General features: G+C 32.8%; 14 protein-coding genes, 3 tRNA genes and 2 pseudogenes. 8 read left to right on the top strand and 11 right to left on the bottom strand.

Translation table 11 applies throughout. The features are described from left to right. Positions 1 to 363, top strand: a pseudogene (locus L6Q46_RS11380) (phenylacetate--CoA ligase family protein); the annotation flags it as partial. A gap of 5 nt (positions 364 to 368) precedes the next feature. Here the strand turns inward: L6Q46_RS11380 and L6Q46_RS11375 are convergent. From L6Q46_RS11375 to L6Q46_RS11360, 4 genes are all read right to left on the bottom strand, one after another. Beyond that, positions 369 to 998, bottom strand: coding sequence for a 4'-phosphopantetheinyl transferase superfamily protein (locus L6Q46_RS11375; RefSeq protein WP_291284402.1), 630 nt, complete (start codon positions 996 to 998; stop codon positions 369 to 371). Between the two features lie 25 nt (positions 999 to 1,023). Continuing rightward, positions 1,024 to 1,106: transfer RNA gene (locus L6Q46_RS11370), tRNA-Leu, on the bottom strand. Positions 1,107 to 1,152: 46 nt separating this feature from the next. Continuing rightward, a tRNA-Lys gene (locus L6Q46_RS11365) sits at positions 1,153 to 1,225 on the bottom strand. A gap of 29 nt (positions 1,226 to 1,254) precedes the next feature. Then, positions 1,255 to 1,327: transfer RNA gene (locus L6Q46_RS11360), tRNA-Lys, on the bottom strand. 129 nt (positions 1,328 to 1,456) lie between these two features. On the opposite strand from L6Q46_RS11360, the gene L6Q46_RS11355 reads away from it, so the two are divergent. Beyond that, a complete protein-coding gene (locus tag L6Q46_RS11355; RefSeq protein ID WP_291284401.1) occupies positions 1,457 to 1,972 on the top strand; it encodes a shikimate kinase in 516 nt (171 codons plus the stop codon). Here the strand turns inward: L6Q46_RS11355 and L6Q46_RS11350 are convergent. From L6Q46_RS11350 to L6Q46_RS11340, 3 genes are read right to left on the bottom strand one after another with little or no spacing between them, the layout of a single operon-like run. Then, positions 1,964 to 2,458, bottom strand: coding sequence for a phosphoribosyltransferase family protein (locus L6Q46_RS11350; protein ID WP_291284400.1), 495 nt, complete (start codon positions 2,456 to 2,458; stop codon positions 1,964 to 1,966). The two genes, L6Q46_RS11355 and L6Q46_RS11350, sit on opposite strands and share 9 nt — an antisense overlap. 8 nt (positions 2,459 to 2,466) lie before the next feature. Next, on the bottom strand, positions 2,467 to 3,009 hold the full coding sequence (locus L6Q46_RS11345; protein ID WP_291284399.1) for a methyltransferase domain-containing protein: 543 nt from the start codon (positions 3,007 to 3,009) through the stop codon (positions 2,467 to 2,469). Next, the gene (locus tag L6Q46_RS11340) at positions 3,010 to 3,408 is read right to left on the bottom strand and encodes an RNA-binding S4 domain-containing protein (protein ID WP_291284398.1); all 399 of its coding nucleotides are present in this window, start codon (positions 3,406 to 3,408) and stop codon (positions 3,010 to 3,012) included. It abuts the gene before it with no gap. Between the two features lie 80 nt (positions 3,409 to 3,488). Between L6Q46_RS11340 and L6Q46_RS11335 the strand changes: the two genes are divergently transcribed. Beyond that, entirely contained in the window at positions 3,489 to 4,502 is a 1,014-nt protein-coding gene (locus L6Q46_RS11335; RefSeq protein WP_291284397.1) for an FKBP-type peptidylprolyl isomerase, read from the top strand. A gap of 228 nt (positions 4,503 to 4,730) precedes the next feature. Here the strand turns inward: L6Q46_RS11335 and L6Q46_RS11330 are convergent, their stop codons facing one another. Beyond that, the gene (locus L6Q46_RS11330) at positions 4,731 to 5,441 is read right to left on the bottom strand and encodes a DUF4197 domain-containing protein (RefSeq protein WP_291284396.1); all 711 of its coding nucleotides are present in this window, start codon (positions 5,439 to 5,441) and stop codon (positions 4,731 to 4,733) included. 128 nt (positions 5,442 to 5,569) lie between these two features. On the opposite strand from L6Q46_RS11330, the pseudogene L6Q46_RS11325 reads away from it, so the two are divergent. The 3 genes and pseudogenes from L6Q46_RS11325 (at position 5,570) to L6Q46_RS11315 (ending at position 10,000) form a co-directional block, all read left to right on the top strand. Next, positions 5,570 to 8,814: pseudogene (locus L6Q46_RS11325) on the top strand (methylmalonyl-CoA mutase family protein). A gap of 137 nt (positions 8,815 to 8,951) precedes the next feature. After that, positions 8,952 to 9,524 (top strand): transposase, encoded by a 573-nt coding sequence (locus tag L6Q46_RS11320; RefSeq protein WP_291284395.1) that lies wholly within the window; start codon positions 8,952 to 8,954, stop codon positions 9,522 to 9,524. Beyond that, complete coding sequence (locus tag L6Q46_RS11315; protein WP_291284394.1) at positions 9,524 to 10,000, top strand: GyrI-like domain-containing protein; 477 nt, start codon at positions 9,524 to 9,526, stop codon at positions 9,998 to 10,000. The genes L6Q46_RS11320 and L6Q46_RS11315 overlap by 1 nt, the downstream gene beginning before the upstream one ends. Here the strand turns inward: L6Q46_RS11315 and L6Q46_RS11310 are convergent. Together L6Q46_RS11310 and L6Q46_RS11305 are read right to left on the bottom strand one after the other, a co-directional pair. Next, positions 9,997 to 10,368 carry a YchJ family metal-binding protein gene (locus tag L6Q46_RS11310; protein ID WP_291284393.1) on the bottom strand — a complete coding sequence of 124 codons (372 nt, stop codon included), beginning with the start codon at positions 10,366 to 10,368 and terminating at the stop codon, positions 9,997 to 9,999. The two genes, L6Q46_RS11315 and L6Q46_RS11310, sit on opposite strands and share 4 nt — an antisense overlap. 2 nt (positions 10,369 to 10,370) lie before the next feature. Further along, entirely contained in the window at positions 10,371 to 10,511 is a 141-nt protein-coding gene (locus L6Q46_RS11305; protein WP_181452314.1) for a hypothetical protein, read from the bottom strand. Between the two features lie 106 nt (positions 10,512 to 10,617). Here L6Q46_RS11305 and L6Q46_RS11300 point away from each other — a divergent pair, with 106 nt between their 5' ends. Continuing rightward, complete coding sequence (locus tag L6Q46_RS11300) at positions 10,618 to 11,124, top strand: hypothetical protein (protein WP_291284392.1); 507 nt, start codon at positions 10,618 to 10,620, stop codon at positions 11,122 to 11,124. Positions 11,125 to 11,158: 34 nt separating this feature from the next. On the opposite strand, the gene L6Q46_RS11295 is transcribed toward L6Q46_RS11300, so the two are convergent. Beyond that, positions 11,159 to 11,722 carry a DUF1543 domain-containing protein gene (locus L6Q46_RS11295; RefSeq protein ID WP_291284391.1) on the bottom strand — a complete coding sequence of 188 codons (564 nt, stop codon included), beginning with the start codon at positions 11,720 to 11,722 and terminating at the stop codon, positions 11,159 to 11,161. Positions 11,723 to 11,844: 122 nt separating this feature from the next. Here L6Q46_RS11295 and L6Q46_RS11290 point away from each other — a divergent pair. Further along, positions 11,845 to 13,443: glutamine synthetase III (locus L6Q46_RS11290; RefSeq protein ID WP_291284390.1), on the top strand; the 1,599-nt coding region annotated here is incomplete at its 3' end.

The raw sequence follows: 13,443 nt of genomic DNA, 5'->3' as shown, positions 1-13,443 counted from the left end.
CCGTGTATGTGTGGAAGAAATACACTTCGTGTTGGTCCAGTTGTGGGAAGAAAACAGCAAATGATAAAATATAAAGGAACCACTTTGTATCCACCAGCAATGAATGATGTATTGAATGATTTTGGAGCTATTGATAATTACTTAATTCAAATTTACACCAATGATTTAGGTACGGATGAAATTGTAATTAAAATAGCAGTTAATTTGCCTTCAGAAGAATTTTTGACAGAAGTTAAAGATCATTTTAGAGCTAAACTACGTGTTACACCAAAAATTGAATTTGTTTCCAAAGAGATTTTAAATCCAATTGTTTTTAATCCGATGAACAGAAAACCAACGCGTTTCGTAGATTTAAGAAAGTAATTTTATTATTCAATTACATAGGCTAAAACATAGTTTTCTATGGTTTCAAGATGGATTGTATAAGTAGTTTTTTTGTTATTAATCTCAACATTCGCAATACATGAATTTTCATTTAATTGAAAAGGTTGTATCATAATATTATCTTTAAAACTAATATCATTTTCCGGAATTAACTTAAATAAAGCTTCTTTTATTGCCCAACCAAAAGTGGTTAATGTAATTGCGTTTTCCTTATTTTCATTAGTATTTAGAATAAAATCTTCATCAAAAAGAAGTGAAATGTTTTTTAGGATTTTTTCGTTTTTCATTTCAATGTCAATCCCAACGTTTTTATCACTAATAATTATACAAGCAAATTTATGAGAGTGTGAAATCGATATATTTTTACTGTTCTTTAGAAGTGGTTTTCCAAAAGAATCATAATATAAATCAGAATCCGTATAGTTGACTTCATTTAATAGCTTTCTAACGGCTAAAAAACCTTTTATATGACTTTCAGATTTCATTTTAGCCAAGCGATTGGTAGAAATTTCGGTAAGAAGAAGATGTTGTTTTAAATCGGAAATTTCTTCATTTATTTTCCATAAATAAACAGAAGTATTGTTTGGAAGTGAAATTTCTTTAAAAAATGGCATTAAACGTATTATTTAATGATTAAAGTGACCAAGGAGGGATTTGAACCCTCACGCCCTTACGAGCACCACCCCCTCAAGATGGCGAGTCTACCGTTTCTCCACTTGGCCTTAAAACAACAAAGACGTTGCAATGCAACGTCTTTAAAACTTTTTGTGACCTGGCTGGGATTCGAACCCAGGACCCCATCATTAAAAGTGATGTGCTCTACCAGCTGAGCTACCAAGTCGGTGCGTTCAAGAAATAAGTTTTATGTAGTGACCTGGCTGGGATTCGAACCCAGGACCCCATCATTAAAAGTGATGTGCTCTACCAGCTGAGCTACCAAGTCATTTTATTTCCTTGAATGCGGGTGCAAATATATAAACATTTATTTATTTTGCAATGGGAATTTCTTATAAATTTGTCTTTTTTTACAATTAATTTCTTAACCCTTTAATTTATAAGGGATTATTTATTTATGAAAATAATATTATTAGGGTACATGGGTTGCGGTAAGTCGGTAATAGGTGCTTTTTTAGCGGAAAAGCTTCAAATTCCTTTCTACGATTTAGATCGAGAAATTGAAAAAGAAACTCAAAAATCGATTGCTGAATTGTTTCAAACAAAAGGTGAAATTTATTTTCGTAAAAAAGAAAATGAAGTTCTGAAAACCTTTTTAGCTAAAGATAATGGCTTTGTTTTAAGTTTAGGAGGAGGAACGCCTTGTTATTACAACAATCATGAATTATTACTTCAAGAGGATGTGTTTTCTGTATATTTAAAAGCATCAGTTGATACATTGGTAAGTCGATTGATAAACGAGAAAGCCCAACGTCCTTTGCTTCACAATCAAGATGAGGTTAGTTTGAAAGATTTTATCAATAAACATTTATTCGACCGAAACTTTTATTATCATCAAGCTACGAAAATAGTTACTGTTGATGACAAGTCGGTCGAACAAATTGCAGATGAAATTAAGGCTTTATTAGCTTAAATAAGCATAAGAGTTATTCTCTTCAAAAACAACTTGAATGTGTTCTTGTAAGGAAGTCGACAATGATAATCCTTTGAAATCAGCCTTTACAGGATATTTTTTATGATTTCTGTCTACTAAAACTGCTGTTTTAAATTTGCTTAATGGTACTTCTAAAAAGTGTTTTACACCATAGATTAAGGTAGTTCCAGAACTCAAAACATCGTCAATTAAGATTAAAGCTTTGTTTTGATAATATTCTGAAGATAGAGAAGTGGTTACAACATCTTGTGGTTTTTGTTTATTGATTTTAACTTCACAAAGCGTTACTTTTAAATCGGAAATCAGTGCCAATTCTGCAGCTACTTTTTGGGCAAAAATATAGCCGTTATTCGCAATTCCTGCCAAAATTACTTCTTCTTCATTAACGAAGGTTTCGTAGATTTGGTAAGCAATTCGTTTGGTTTTGTGTTTAATTTCTTCGTTCGTTAAAATAATATTTTCCATGTGTGTTGTTATTTGACTTCAAAGATAAAAAAGAGTTCCTTATTTTGTCGTGGCTTTATTGAATTATGTGCTTTTTCTAACGTTTTTACATTGAATTTATCCGAAAACAAATTCAGATATTCAGATGTTGAACCTCCAAATGGCGGACCTTCAGTAGTTAATGGAAAGTCAAATAATAATCCTGCTAATTTTCCTTTCGGATTTAAAAGCGAAGCCATTTTTTCTACATATTGCTGACGCATTTCAGGTGGCAAGGCACAGAAAAACGTTTGCTCTAGAATTAAATCAAAAGTTGTATCTAAAGTAAAAAAATCGGAATGAATTAAATGAGGAGCAAATTCTGGTTTTCTAATTTTAATATTATTTAAAGGAGTTTCGGCAATATCGATTACATAAACATTTTGAAATCCGTTTTCAACTAAATAGTCAAATTCATACCCATTTCCGGCACCAGGTGTTAATTGATCAATGTATTCTTTTAATGGAGTTGTGATTGTTCCAGCATCCCAACCCGTTTCTCCTTTTTTATAGCGTTCTTCCCAGTAATTCATTTATTCAGTAGTATTTGTTTCTTCAATTTCATCATTATCCCACAAATAATCATCTATATCTCTACGTTCTTTTTTAGTAGGACGACCTGTTCCGTTGGCTCTGTAATGTTCTTTGGAAAGTTTTAGTAATTCTAAATGTTCAAAAGCTTCTTTAGGCGTTTCGTCTTTTCGATACATATCCAATAGTTTAGCTCCTAAACGATTTTGCGGAACGTCTAAAATGGTTATTTTATAGTTAATTTGGTCTTTACGTAATGTAATTTTATCAGACGGAAAAATCTCTCTAGAAGCCTTTACTGCCTGACCATTAACGGTTATATGCCCTTTTTTTACAGCCTCTGTAGCTATGCTTCGAGTCTTGTAATAACGTAAACACCATAAAAGTTTGTCTATTCGCATAATATAATTCAAAAAACCATGTTAATATTTCTACAAAAATAAATGAAAATTGTATCTTGCGCCCATAAAAATTATAATTAATGAAGAGTTTAATTAAAATAGCACTGGTTTTAGGTTTATTCGTTGGAGTTTATTCATGTCAACCAGATGATAGTAGCTCGCTACAACCACTAAGGCCGTATAATGAAGTCTATGAAGAAGATATTAAAAAAATAGAAGACTTCTTAGATACTCATTACCTAACCGTGGATGGAGATTTTAATACCGTTTTTACAAAAATTCCAGATGGAGGATCTCAGACTCCGATTTCTGGTATGCCTGAATTAGAATTTAAAGAAGTAGATTTACACGATATAACTTATAAGGTTTATTATTTAAAATTAAGAGAAGGAACTGGAGAAAGTCCAACCCGAGTTGATTCAACCCTTGTTGGATATAAAGGAAATACTTTTTATAAAACAACAGTAGATGGTGTTGATAATTACTCACAAACTGTTTTTGAAGAAAATATTAATCCAATTTGGTTTAATTTAGATGGAGTAGTTAGAGGTTGGGCTGAAATTGTTCCACAATTCAAGATGGGAACTTACAGTTCTAATACTGATGGTACAATTTCATTTGAAGATTTTGGAGTAGGTGTTATGTTCATTCCTTCAGGATTGGCATATTTTGCCTCAGGGTCTTCCAATATTCCATCATATTCACCTTTAATATTCAATTTTAAATTGTATAATTTAAAAAGAATGGATCATGATCAAGATGGTATTTTATCTATGTACGAATATGGAGATCCTTTAGATAATGACAGATTTTCTAAAGATCCAATTGATACAGATGAAGATGGAAGACCGGATTACTTAGATGTTGACGATGATGGGGATGGATTTTTAACAAAATTTGAAAGATCTTTTACATATTTAGATGGTTCTGAAACTAGGACGGCATATTATCCTTATTTTGGCGCTTTAGTGGATGACCCTTCTACTCCTTATGATGATACTAGAGGAATACCAAGTTGCTCTGGAGATTTTTCATCTTCAAATAGAGTAAGAAGACATTTGGATAAAACATGTAAGCCACCTTACACAAACTAAAAATTCAAGCCGCTAGAAATAGCGGCTTTTTTGTATAAAAAAACTCCGATTTGCATCGGAGTGATTTTTTCTAAACTAACCCTAACTAAATGAGAAACTTTCTCTTATTACAATGCAAATATCCGATGATTTTTTGAATTCTAATGTTAAGGATGTGTTATTCTTATGTTATTGATTGCTAAATTTTTACAAAAATTTTTTTCCTGTAAATAATGAATTACAAAACAATTATTTTTTGTCTTGTAATGCAAAAACTTTCTTCAGTAAGTCAGAACTTCTTGAAGATAAATTAGTTCTGATATCTTTTTCTTCAACAGCAATCATTTTGAAAACACCTTCCATCGCTTTGTTTGTAGTGTAATCTGTTAAATCAGGATTCACTTTTTTAACTAGTGGAATCGAATTGTATTTGGTAATAATTTGACTCCAAACTTTATCTGCTCCAACTTTCGTATATGAATTTTTGATAACGGGATTAAATTTTGCATACAAAGCAGTTGACGTCGTGTTTTGTAAATAAGTCGTAGCAGAACTTTCATTACCCATCAAAATATTTTTAGCATCGTTGAAAGTCATTTGTTTTACTGCATCTACAAAAATAGGTGTAGCTTCTTTAACTGCGTCTTCTGCAGCACGATTGATAACTTTTAAACCTTCATCGGCTAATTTACTCATGCCTATTTGACGTAGCTTTTTATCAACGGTTTGAAGTTCTTCGGGTAATAAAATTTTTACAGCTTCATTCTTAAAAAAGCCATCTGTGGCTGTTAATTTTGAAACTTGTTTGGTAATTCCATTATTCAAAGCTTCTTTTAATCCGCTACCAATTTCTGCCTGACTTAAAACGCCAGTTCCTTGTGGTAATTGATCTAAAACTTGTTGCATTTCGGCACAGCCAAATAAACTAAAGGCAAATAAACTAAGTACTATTTTTTTCATGGTTTTATATTTTGTTTATGTATTTACAAAGATAGTGCCATTTTTCATTCGAATTTATTCTAAAATTTGAATGAAATAAAATTATTAAATTCGTAAATTGCACCCTTTAAAACGAATAAAAATTACACATGGAACTACAAACTCCTTATATTCCTAAAAATAAAGTAAGAATTGTGACCGCAGCGTCACTTTTTGATGGACACGATGCAGCCATTAATATCATGCGTAGAATTATTCAAGCTACTGGTGTTGAGGTTATTCACCTTGGACATGATAGAAGTGTGGAAGAAGTAGTAAATACAGCTATTCAAGAAGATGCAAATGCTATTGCGATGACTTCTTACCAAGGAGGTCATAACGAATATTTCAAATACATGTACGATTTGCTTAAGGAAAAAGGAGCAGGTCACATCAAAATATTTGGTGGAGGTGGAGGTGTAATTTTACCTTCTGAAATCTCAGAATTACACGAATACGGAATTGAAAGAATTTATTCTCCAGATGATGGTCGTGCTTTAGGATTACAAGGTATGATTAACGATTTAGTACAACGTTCCGATTATCCAATTGGGGATAAACTAACGGGAGAATTATCACACATCGAAGAGAAAAATCCAACTGCAATTGCAAGATTGATTTCGGCAGCCGAGAATTTTCCAGAAATTGCAAAATCGGTTTTTGATGAAATTCACCAAAAGAATGAAAAATCAAAAATTCCAGTTTTAGGAATTACAGGAACTGGTGGTGCAGGAAAATCTTCGTTAGTTGATGAATTAGTACGTCGTTTTTTAATTGATTTCCCAGAGAAAACCATCGGATTAATTTCGGTTGATCCATTTCAGGAATTGGACAATCGGATACTGAAATTATGGACCATTCTGATGTTTCTTTATATGTGATGACACCAGAATTTGGAGCTGCAACTCAGTTGGAAAAAATCGATATGTTGGATTTTGCTGATTTAGTGGCATTGAATAAATTCGACAAACGTGGTGCATTAGATGCAATTCGTGATGTAAAAAAACAATACCAACGCAATCATAATCTTTGGGATGTAGATACCGATAAAATGCCAATTTTTGGAACTATCGCATCGCAATTCAACGATCCAGGAATGAATACGCTTTACAAATCTATCATGGATAAGATTGTAGCCAAAACAGGAGCGGATTTAAAATCGACTTTCGAAATTACGCGTGAAATGAGCGAGAAAATCTTTGTAATTCCACCTCACAGAACTCGTTATTTATCTGAAATTGCAGAGAACAATAGAAAATATGACGAAACAGCACTTTCTCAAGTAGAAGTAGCTCAAAAATTATACGGAATTTTCAAAACAGTTGAATCAGTTAATGGAAATGTACCGCAATTAGACAAAGCAGGAATTGTTGAAAGCTCTTTAAAAATTACTGCTGATAACAAAGATTTCGTTTCGTTATTGACTAAAGAATTCGACCGCGTAAAAATGAATTTGGACCCATACAATTGGGAAATTATTTTAACTTGGGACGAAAAAGTAAACAAATACAAAAATCCAGTTTATAGTTTTAAAGTTCGTGATAAAGAAATCAAAATTGCAACGCATACCGAATCGTTGTCACATTCTCAAATTCCAAAAGTTGCATTACCAAAATACCAAGCTTGGGGCGATATCTTAAAATGGAATTTACAAGAAAACGTACCAGGAGAATTCCCATTCGCATCAGGATTATATCCATTCAAACGCGAAGGAGAAGATCCAAGTAGAATGTTTGCCGGAGAAGGTGGACCAGAAAGAACAAACAAACGTTTCCATTATGTTTCAGCAGGATTACCAGCAAAACGTTTATCAACTGCTTTTGACTCGGTAACGTTATACGGAAATGATCCACACGTTCGACCAGATATTTATGGGAAAATTGGAAATGCTGGAGTTTCGATTTGTTGTTTAGACGATGCTAAGAAATTATATTCAGGTTTCGATTTAAGTCATCCGTTAACTTCAGTTTCGATGACTATTAATGGTCCAGCGCCAATGTTGTTAGGATTCTTTATGAATGCTGCCATCGATCAAAACTGTGAAAAATATATCATTGAGAATGGTTTACAAGATGAAGTTGAAGTTAAAATCAATGAGATTTACAAGAAAAAAGGAGTAGAGCGTCCAAGATATCAAGGTGCTTTACCAGAAGGAAACAATGGTTTAGGTTTGATGCTTTTAGGAGTAACAGGTGACCAAGTTTTACCTTTAGAGGTTTATCAAGATATCAAAGTAAAAACGTTAGCACAAGTTCGTGGAACGGTTCAAGCCGATATTTTAAAAGAAGATCAAGCTCAAAATACTTGTATTTTCTCTACGGAATTTGCTTTACGTTTAATGGGCGACGTTCAGGAATATTTCATCAAGCAAAATGTTCGTAATTTCTATTCAGTTTCGATTTCTGGATATCATATCGCAGAAGCTGGAGCTAATCCAATTACTCAATTAGCCTTTACATTAGCAAATGGTTTTACTTACGTGGAATACTATTTAAGTAGAGGAATGAATATCAACGATTTCGGTCCGAATTTATCATTCTTCTTCTCAAACGGAATTGATCCTGAATATGCAGTAATCGGTCGTGTGGCACGTAAAATTTGGGCAAAAGCCTTGAAGAATAAATACGGAGCAAACGAAAGAGCACAAATGTTGAAATACCACATTCAAACTTCTGGACGTTCATTACACGCACAAGAGATTGATTTCAACGATATTCGTACAACGTTACAAGCATTATATGCGATTTACGATAACTGTAACTCGTTGCATACGAATGCATACGACGAAGCAATTACAACACCAACAGAAGAATCAGTGCGTAGAGCAATGGCAATTCAGTTGATTATTAATAAAGAATTAGGTTTAGCGAAAAACGAAAATCCTATTCAAGGTTCGTTCATTATTGAAGAATTAACCGATTTAGTAGAAGAAGCTGTTTTACAAGAATTCGACAGAATTACAGAACGTGGTGGCGTTTTAGGTGCAATGGAAACGATGTACCAACGTTCAAAAATCCAAGAAGAATCATTGTATTATGAAACTTTGAAGCATACAGGAGAATTCCCAATTATTGGTGTAAACACGTTCTTGAGTTCAAAAGGTTCCCCAACAGTTATTCCAGCAGAGGTTATTCGTGCAACCGAAGAAGAAAAACAATATCAAATTGATATGTTAAACAATCTTCACAAAACAAGTGCAGAAAAAGTTGCCGAGCAATTGAATGTAATTCAAGAAGCAGCCATCAACAACCAAAATATTTTTGAAAAATTAATGGATGCGACGAAAGTTTGTTCGTTAGGACAAATTACCAGCGCATTGTTTGAGGTTGGTGGTCAGTATAGAAGAAATATGTAATATTTCCAAAAATATATTTCCCGTAGAGACAAGGCAATGCCTTGTCTCTTTTTTTTGAATTAATTCAAAAAAAATCAAATTCATTTCCAATTCCCAAAATATTTTCATTATTTCGTAATATCATAATATTCAACGCCATGCAAAATAAATTTAAAAACAAATACCGCATTTCCTCTGCGCGTTTACAAACGTGGGATTATTCTAATAATGGTGCCTATTTCATCACCATTTGCACCCAAAATCGACATTATTTTTTCGGAAATATTAATAACGGAATTATGCAATTATTCGAAATCGGTAAATTGGCAGAACAATTTTGGCACGAAATACCCAATCATTTTCCAATGGTTGAATTAGGAAATTTTGTGGTTATGCCAAATCATGTTCATGGGATTTTGATTATTGATAAAACGAATGATGAATCATTTTCCGAATCCGTAGAGACAAGGCAATGCCTTGTCTCTACAATCCATTCCAATACAATTATAGGTTCATCCCGTTTTCAAAATCAGGGAAAAAATACCATTTCATCAATTGTAGGTTCGTATAAATCAATTGTTTCCAAAATATCACGACAAATCAACCCCAATTTCGGTTGGCAATCCCGATTTCATGATCATATTATTCGCAATTCTAAATCATTTGATAATATTCAGAATTATATTGAACAAAATACGTTAAATTGGTCCAACGATAAATTTTATACCTAATGCAACCAATAATTAAAACATTTCCAACAACAAAATTCATCGGAATGAATAGTCAATTTTCTTATTCAGATTATCGAATAGGAGAATTGTGGGGAAAATTTATGCCAAGACGAAATGAAATTCGAAATGCCTTAGGAACTGATTTATTTAACATTCAAATCAATCCCGAAAATTTTGATTTCAATCCACAAACTGAATTTGTAAAATGGACTGTTGTTCCTGTGTCAGATTTTGATTTTCTTCCTGAGGAAATGGAAGTATTAATTGTTGAGGAAGGTTTGTATGCTGTTTTCAATCATATTGGAGATGCTTCAAAAGCAAGAGAAACGTTTGGTTATATTTTTGGAGTTTGGTTGCCTAATTCGGAATATGAATTGGATAATCGACCTCATTTTGAAATTTTAGGAGAAAAATATAAAAATAATGATTCAAACTCTGAAGAGGAAATTTGGATTCCTGTTAAGCGAAAAGTTTAATATTCTCCATCTACATAAAACCATAATCCATTTTCCAATTTAAAAGTCGAATGTTCGTAATGGACTTGTGCTTTTAAATTTTCGTCTAAATAATACGCTTTGAAAGTTACGGTAGTTTCAGTTGAGGTTAGAACTTCTACTTTTAACCATTTGTTGGCTTGACTCCAAGCTAAAATGTCTTTTTTATTATGAAGTCTGCGTTTTGAAATGTGAGTAGTGTTTACCAAATAATCAGCGGCACCTGTTGCAAAAGCGCTGTAACGAGAACGCATTAATTTTTCGGCAGTTGGAGCATTTGCAATTCCATTAATATAAGGTTCGCAACAGTTTTGAAAAGGAATGGAATTACCGCAATAACAATTCGACATAATTACGATTTTGATTCGTTAAATTTTCTAGCAATCTCTTTCAATTTTTCGGCGCGAGCATTCTTTTTAGCTTTTTCTTTTGCTTGCTCTTTGTGTAATTTGTCGTTATGTGCTTTGATGTTTTTTGGATTATTTCTTCCCATTTTATTGACTTAATTGCGATTCAAAGATACTAATTTTTAATTGTATAAAAGTTTGGCACAACAATTGGTTATATTTACCTAGGAAAACATTTAAAAAATTAAGATTATGAAGAAAATTACTTTATTGATAGCTTTTATCGGGATGATAACACTACAAAGTTGTACGGTTAATGAAGTTCAAGATAATGTGGATAATGATACAATTTCAGAAGTTTTTGAAGTTACTCGTTCTTTTAATACAGGAAATAACTTTAGCACTTTTGTAGATTTAGGTACGCCAATTTATTCATCAGATATGATTTTAGTGTATCATTTATATGATGTTGTTGGAGGTGAAGATGTTTGGAGATTAATGCCTCAAACCTACTATTTTAATGATGGAGGAGAATTAGATTATAATTTTGATTTTACTAGAAATGACGTGAGTATTTTTCTAGATGCTAACTTTCCGTTAATTGATTTATCATCAGCTTGGACACAAAATCAAACCTTTAGAATTGTAATTATTCCAGGTTATTTTTCTAATAGAAGTGCGCAACAAATCGATTTTAATGATTATGATGCGGTATTACAAGCCTACGGAATTAATCCTACAAGTATAAAAAGAATATAAACTAAAAGAGCTATCCAATCCGATAGCTCTTTTTTTATACTGATATTTTATCCAACTTTAAATAACCAATGTGTTTTTCATCTTCCGAAACCGCATTGGTTTTTGTTATTTTCAAACGATACTGCGATTTGAATTTATCCGAAAGAATATCTTCAATATTGTGAATATCATCAATATCAACTCCATATTTATCATCAATGTGCGATTCTGCTCCTTTGAAACTACAATGTTTATAGAAAGTAGTTTGCTTGGCTTTTTTGATAGCTTCAGCTTTTGTTTTGGCGACTACTAATACTTTATAATGGTATTCTTCAAATTCTCCTTCTTTATAACCGCCTAAGTTCAAAAAAAATAATTGTTCTTCTTGTTCTAAATTTTCATCTTTGGAAATTACTTCAATAGCAAATCCATCAACAGAAGTTACTTTCTGCCAAGCATCAATATGGATTCTTCCTTTTGCTTCAGGCCAAAAAGCATTCATGTCTGGAATTAATTCTTTTAAACTACTTCCAATACCAAAAAAGATATCGTGTTGTTCGGTAAAGCGACCTTTTGGGGTGCAACCTAACATTATCATATATAAATTTGATGTTTTCATAATGTAAAAGTAATAAAAAATATTTTTACCCCTAAAAAAAATAGGGGTATTTGTAAAAATATTTAAAAAATTTATATATTTGCATAACTTTTCAAGGGTATAACTTTAAACACACACAACTTATGTCAACATTTCGTTTTCAAGCTTTAAGAAAGGCAACCGACAGAAAACCTGTTCATGTAGAGGAATTGGACAGAAAATCAGCTATTTTTGGTAGTAATGTTTTTGGAGATAAAGCGATGCGACAGTTTTTAACACCAGAGGCTTACAAAGCCGTTAAAGCTGCTGCTGAAGGAGTAAAAATCGACCGAAAAATTGCCGATTATATCGCTTTGGGAATGAAAGAGTGGGCATTATCTAAAGGAGTAACTCATTACACGCACTGGTTCCAACCTTTAACCGGAACCACTGCGGAAAAGCACGATGCTTTCTTCGAAACATTTCCTGATGGAAGTGATCCAGTAGAAAAATTCGGTGGAAGTCAATTGGTGCAACAAGAACCAGATGCGTCTTCTTTTCCAAATGGAGGAATCAGAAATACATTTGAAGCTAGAGGATATACCGCTTGGGATCCAACATCACCAGCATTTATCTTTGGAACTACTTTATGTATTCCAACAGTTTTCGTTTCGTACACAGGAGAAGCATTAGATAATAAAACGCCTTTATTAAGAGCGTTACATGCTATCGATTCTGCTGCGATTGACGTTGCAAGATATTTCGATAAAAACGTAAAAAGAGTAACACCAACTTTAGGTTGGGAACAAGAATATTTCTTAGTTGACACTGCTTTAGCTAATTCAAGACCCGATTTATTAGCAACTGGAAGAACTTTATTAGGTCACACTGCAGCTAAGGGACAACAATTAGACGACCATTATTTTGGTTCGATTCCTACAAGAGTTTTAACGTATATGCGTGATTTAGAAAACGAATGTATGTTATTAGGAATTCCAGTTAAAACGCGTCATAACGAGGTAGCGCCAAACCAATTTGAGTTAGCACCAATCTTCGAAGAAACGAATTTAGCGGTAGACCACAACTCATTATTAATGGATGTGATGCAAAAAGTGGGAGAACGTCACGATTTTAAAGTTTTATTCCACGAAAAACCATTCAAAGGAGTTAACGGTTCGGGTAAACATAACAACTGGTCTTTAGCTACTGATACTGGAATTAACTTATTATCTCCAGGAAAAACGCCTATGAGCAACTTACAATTCTTAACGTTTTTCATCAACACGATTAAAGCAGTTCATGATTATGAAGAATTATTAAGAGCATCAATTGCATCGGCAAGTAACGACCACCGTTTGGGTGCAAATGAAGCGCCACCAGCAATTATTTCGGTTTTCATCGGACAACAATTGACTAAAGTGTTAGCAGAATTAGAAGGAGTTTCTCAAGGGAAATTATCTCCAGAAGAAAAAACAGATTTAAAATTAAACGTAGTAGGAAAATTACCAGACGTCTTATTAGATAATACCGATAGAAATAGAACTTCACCATTTGCTTTCACAGGAAACAAATTTGAGTTCAGAGCCGTTGGTTCTTCTGCAAACTGTGCCGTTTCTATGACGACTTTAAATACAATTGTGGCAAAACAATTAAAAGATTTCAAAAATGAAGTTGACGCTTTAATCGAGAAAAAAGATTTAAAGAAAGACGAAGCAATTTTCAATGTATTGAGAGAATATATCAAGCAAACAAAAACTATCCTT

The organism is Flavobacterium sp. (genome assembly GCF_023151265.1).
Taxonomy (GTDB): domain Bacteria; phylum Bacteroidota; class Bacteroidia; order Flavobacteriales; family Flavobacteriaceae; genus Flavobacterium.
The sequence above is the reverse complement of the archived record's forward strand: the minus strand, read 5'-3'. Positions and strand labels throughout refer to the sequence as shown.

Bases quoted from the DNA above. Each gene is read 5' to 3' on its own strand.
- L6Q46_RS11335 (WP_291284397.1), top strand. From the start codon at position 3,489: ATGAAGAGTTTAATTAAAATAGCACTGGTTTTAGGTTTATTCGTTGGA.
- L6Q46_RS11330 (WP_291284396.1), bottom strand. From the start codon at position 5,441: ATGAAAAAAATAGTACTTAGTTTATTTGCCTTTAGTTTATTTGGCTGT.
- L6Q46_RS11340 (WP_291284398.1), bottom strand. From the start codon at position 3,408: ATGCGAATAGACAAACTTTTATGGTGTTTACGTTATTACAAGACTCGA.
- L6Q46_RS11295 (WP_291284391.1), bottom strand. From the start codon at position 11,722: ATGAAAACATCAAATTTATATATGATAATGTTAGGTTGCACCCCAAAA.
- L6Q46_RS11315 (WP_291284394.1), top strand. From the start codon at position 9,524: ATGCAACCAATAATTAAAACATTTCCAACAACAAAATTCATCGGAATG.
- L6Q46_RS11355 (WP_291284401.1), top strand. From the start codon at position 1,457: ATGAAAATAATATTATTAGGGTACATGGGTTGCGGTAAGTCGGTAATA.
- L6Q46_RS11350 (WP_291284400.1), bottom strand. From the start codon at position 2,458: ATGGAAAATATTATTTTAACGAACGAAGAAATTAAACACAAAACCAAA.
- L6Q46_RS11345 (WP_291284399.1), bottom strand. From the start codon at position 3,009: ATGAATTACTGGGAAGAACGCTATAAAAAAGGAGAAACGGGTTGGGAT.
- L6Q46_RS11320 (WP_291284395.1), top strand. From the start codon at position 8,952: ATGCAAAATAAATTTAAAAACAAATACCGCATTTCCTCTGCGCGTTTA.
- L6Q46_RS11305 (WP_181452314.1), bottom strand. From the start codon at position 10,511: ATGGGAAGAAATAATCCAAAAAACATCAAAGCACATAACGACAAATTA.
- L6Q46_RS11375 (WP_291284402.1), bottom strand. From the start codon at position 998: ATGCCATTTTTTAAAGAAATTTCACTTCCAAACAATACTTCTGTTTAT.
- L6Q46_RS11300 (WP_291284392.1), top strand. From the start codon at position 10,618: ATGAAGAAAATTACTTTATTGATAGCTTTTATCGGGATGATAACACTA.
- L6Q46_RS11310 (WP_291284393.1), bottom strand. From the start codon at position 10,368: ATGTCGAATTGTTATTGCGGTAATTCCATTCCTTTTCAAAACTGTTGC.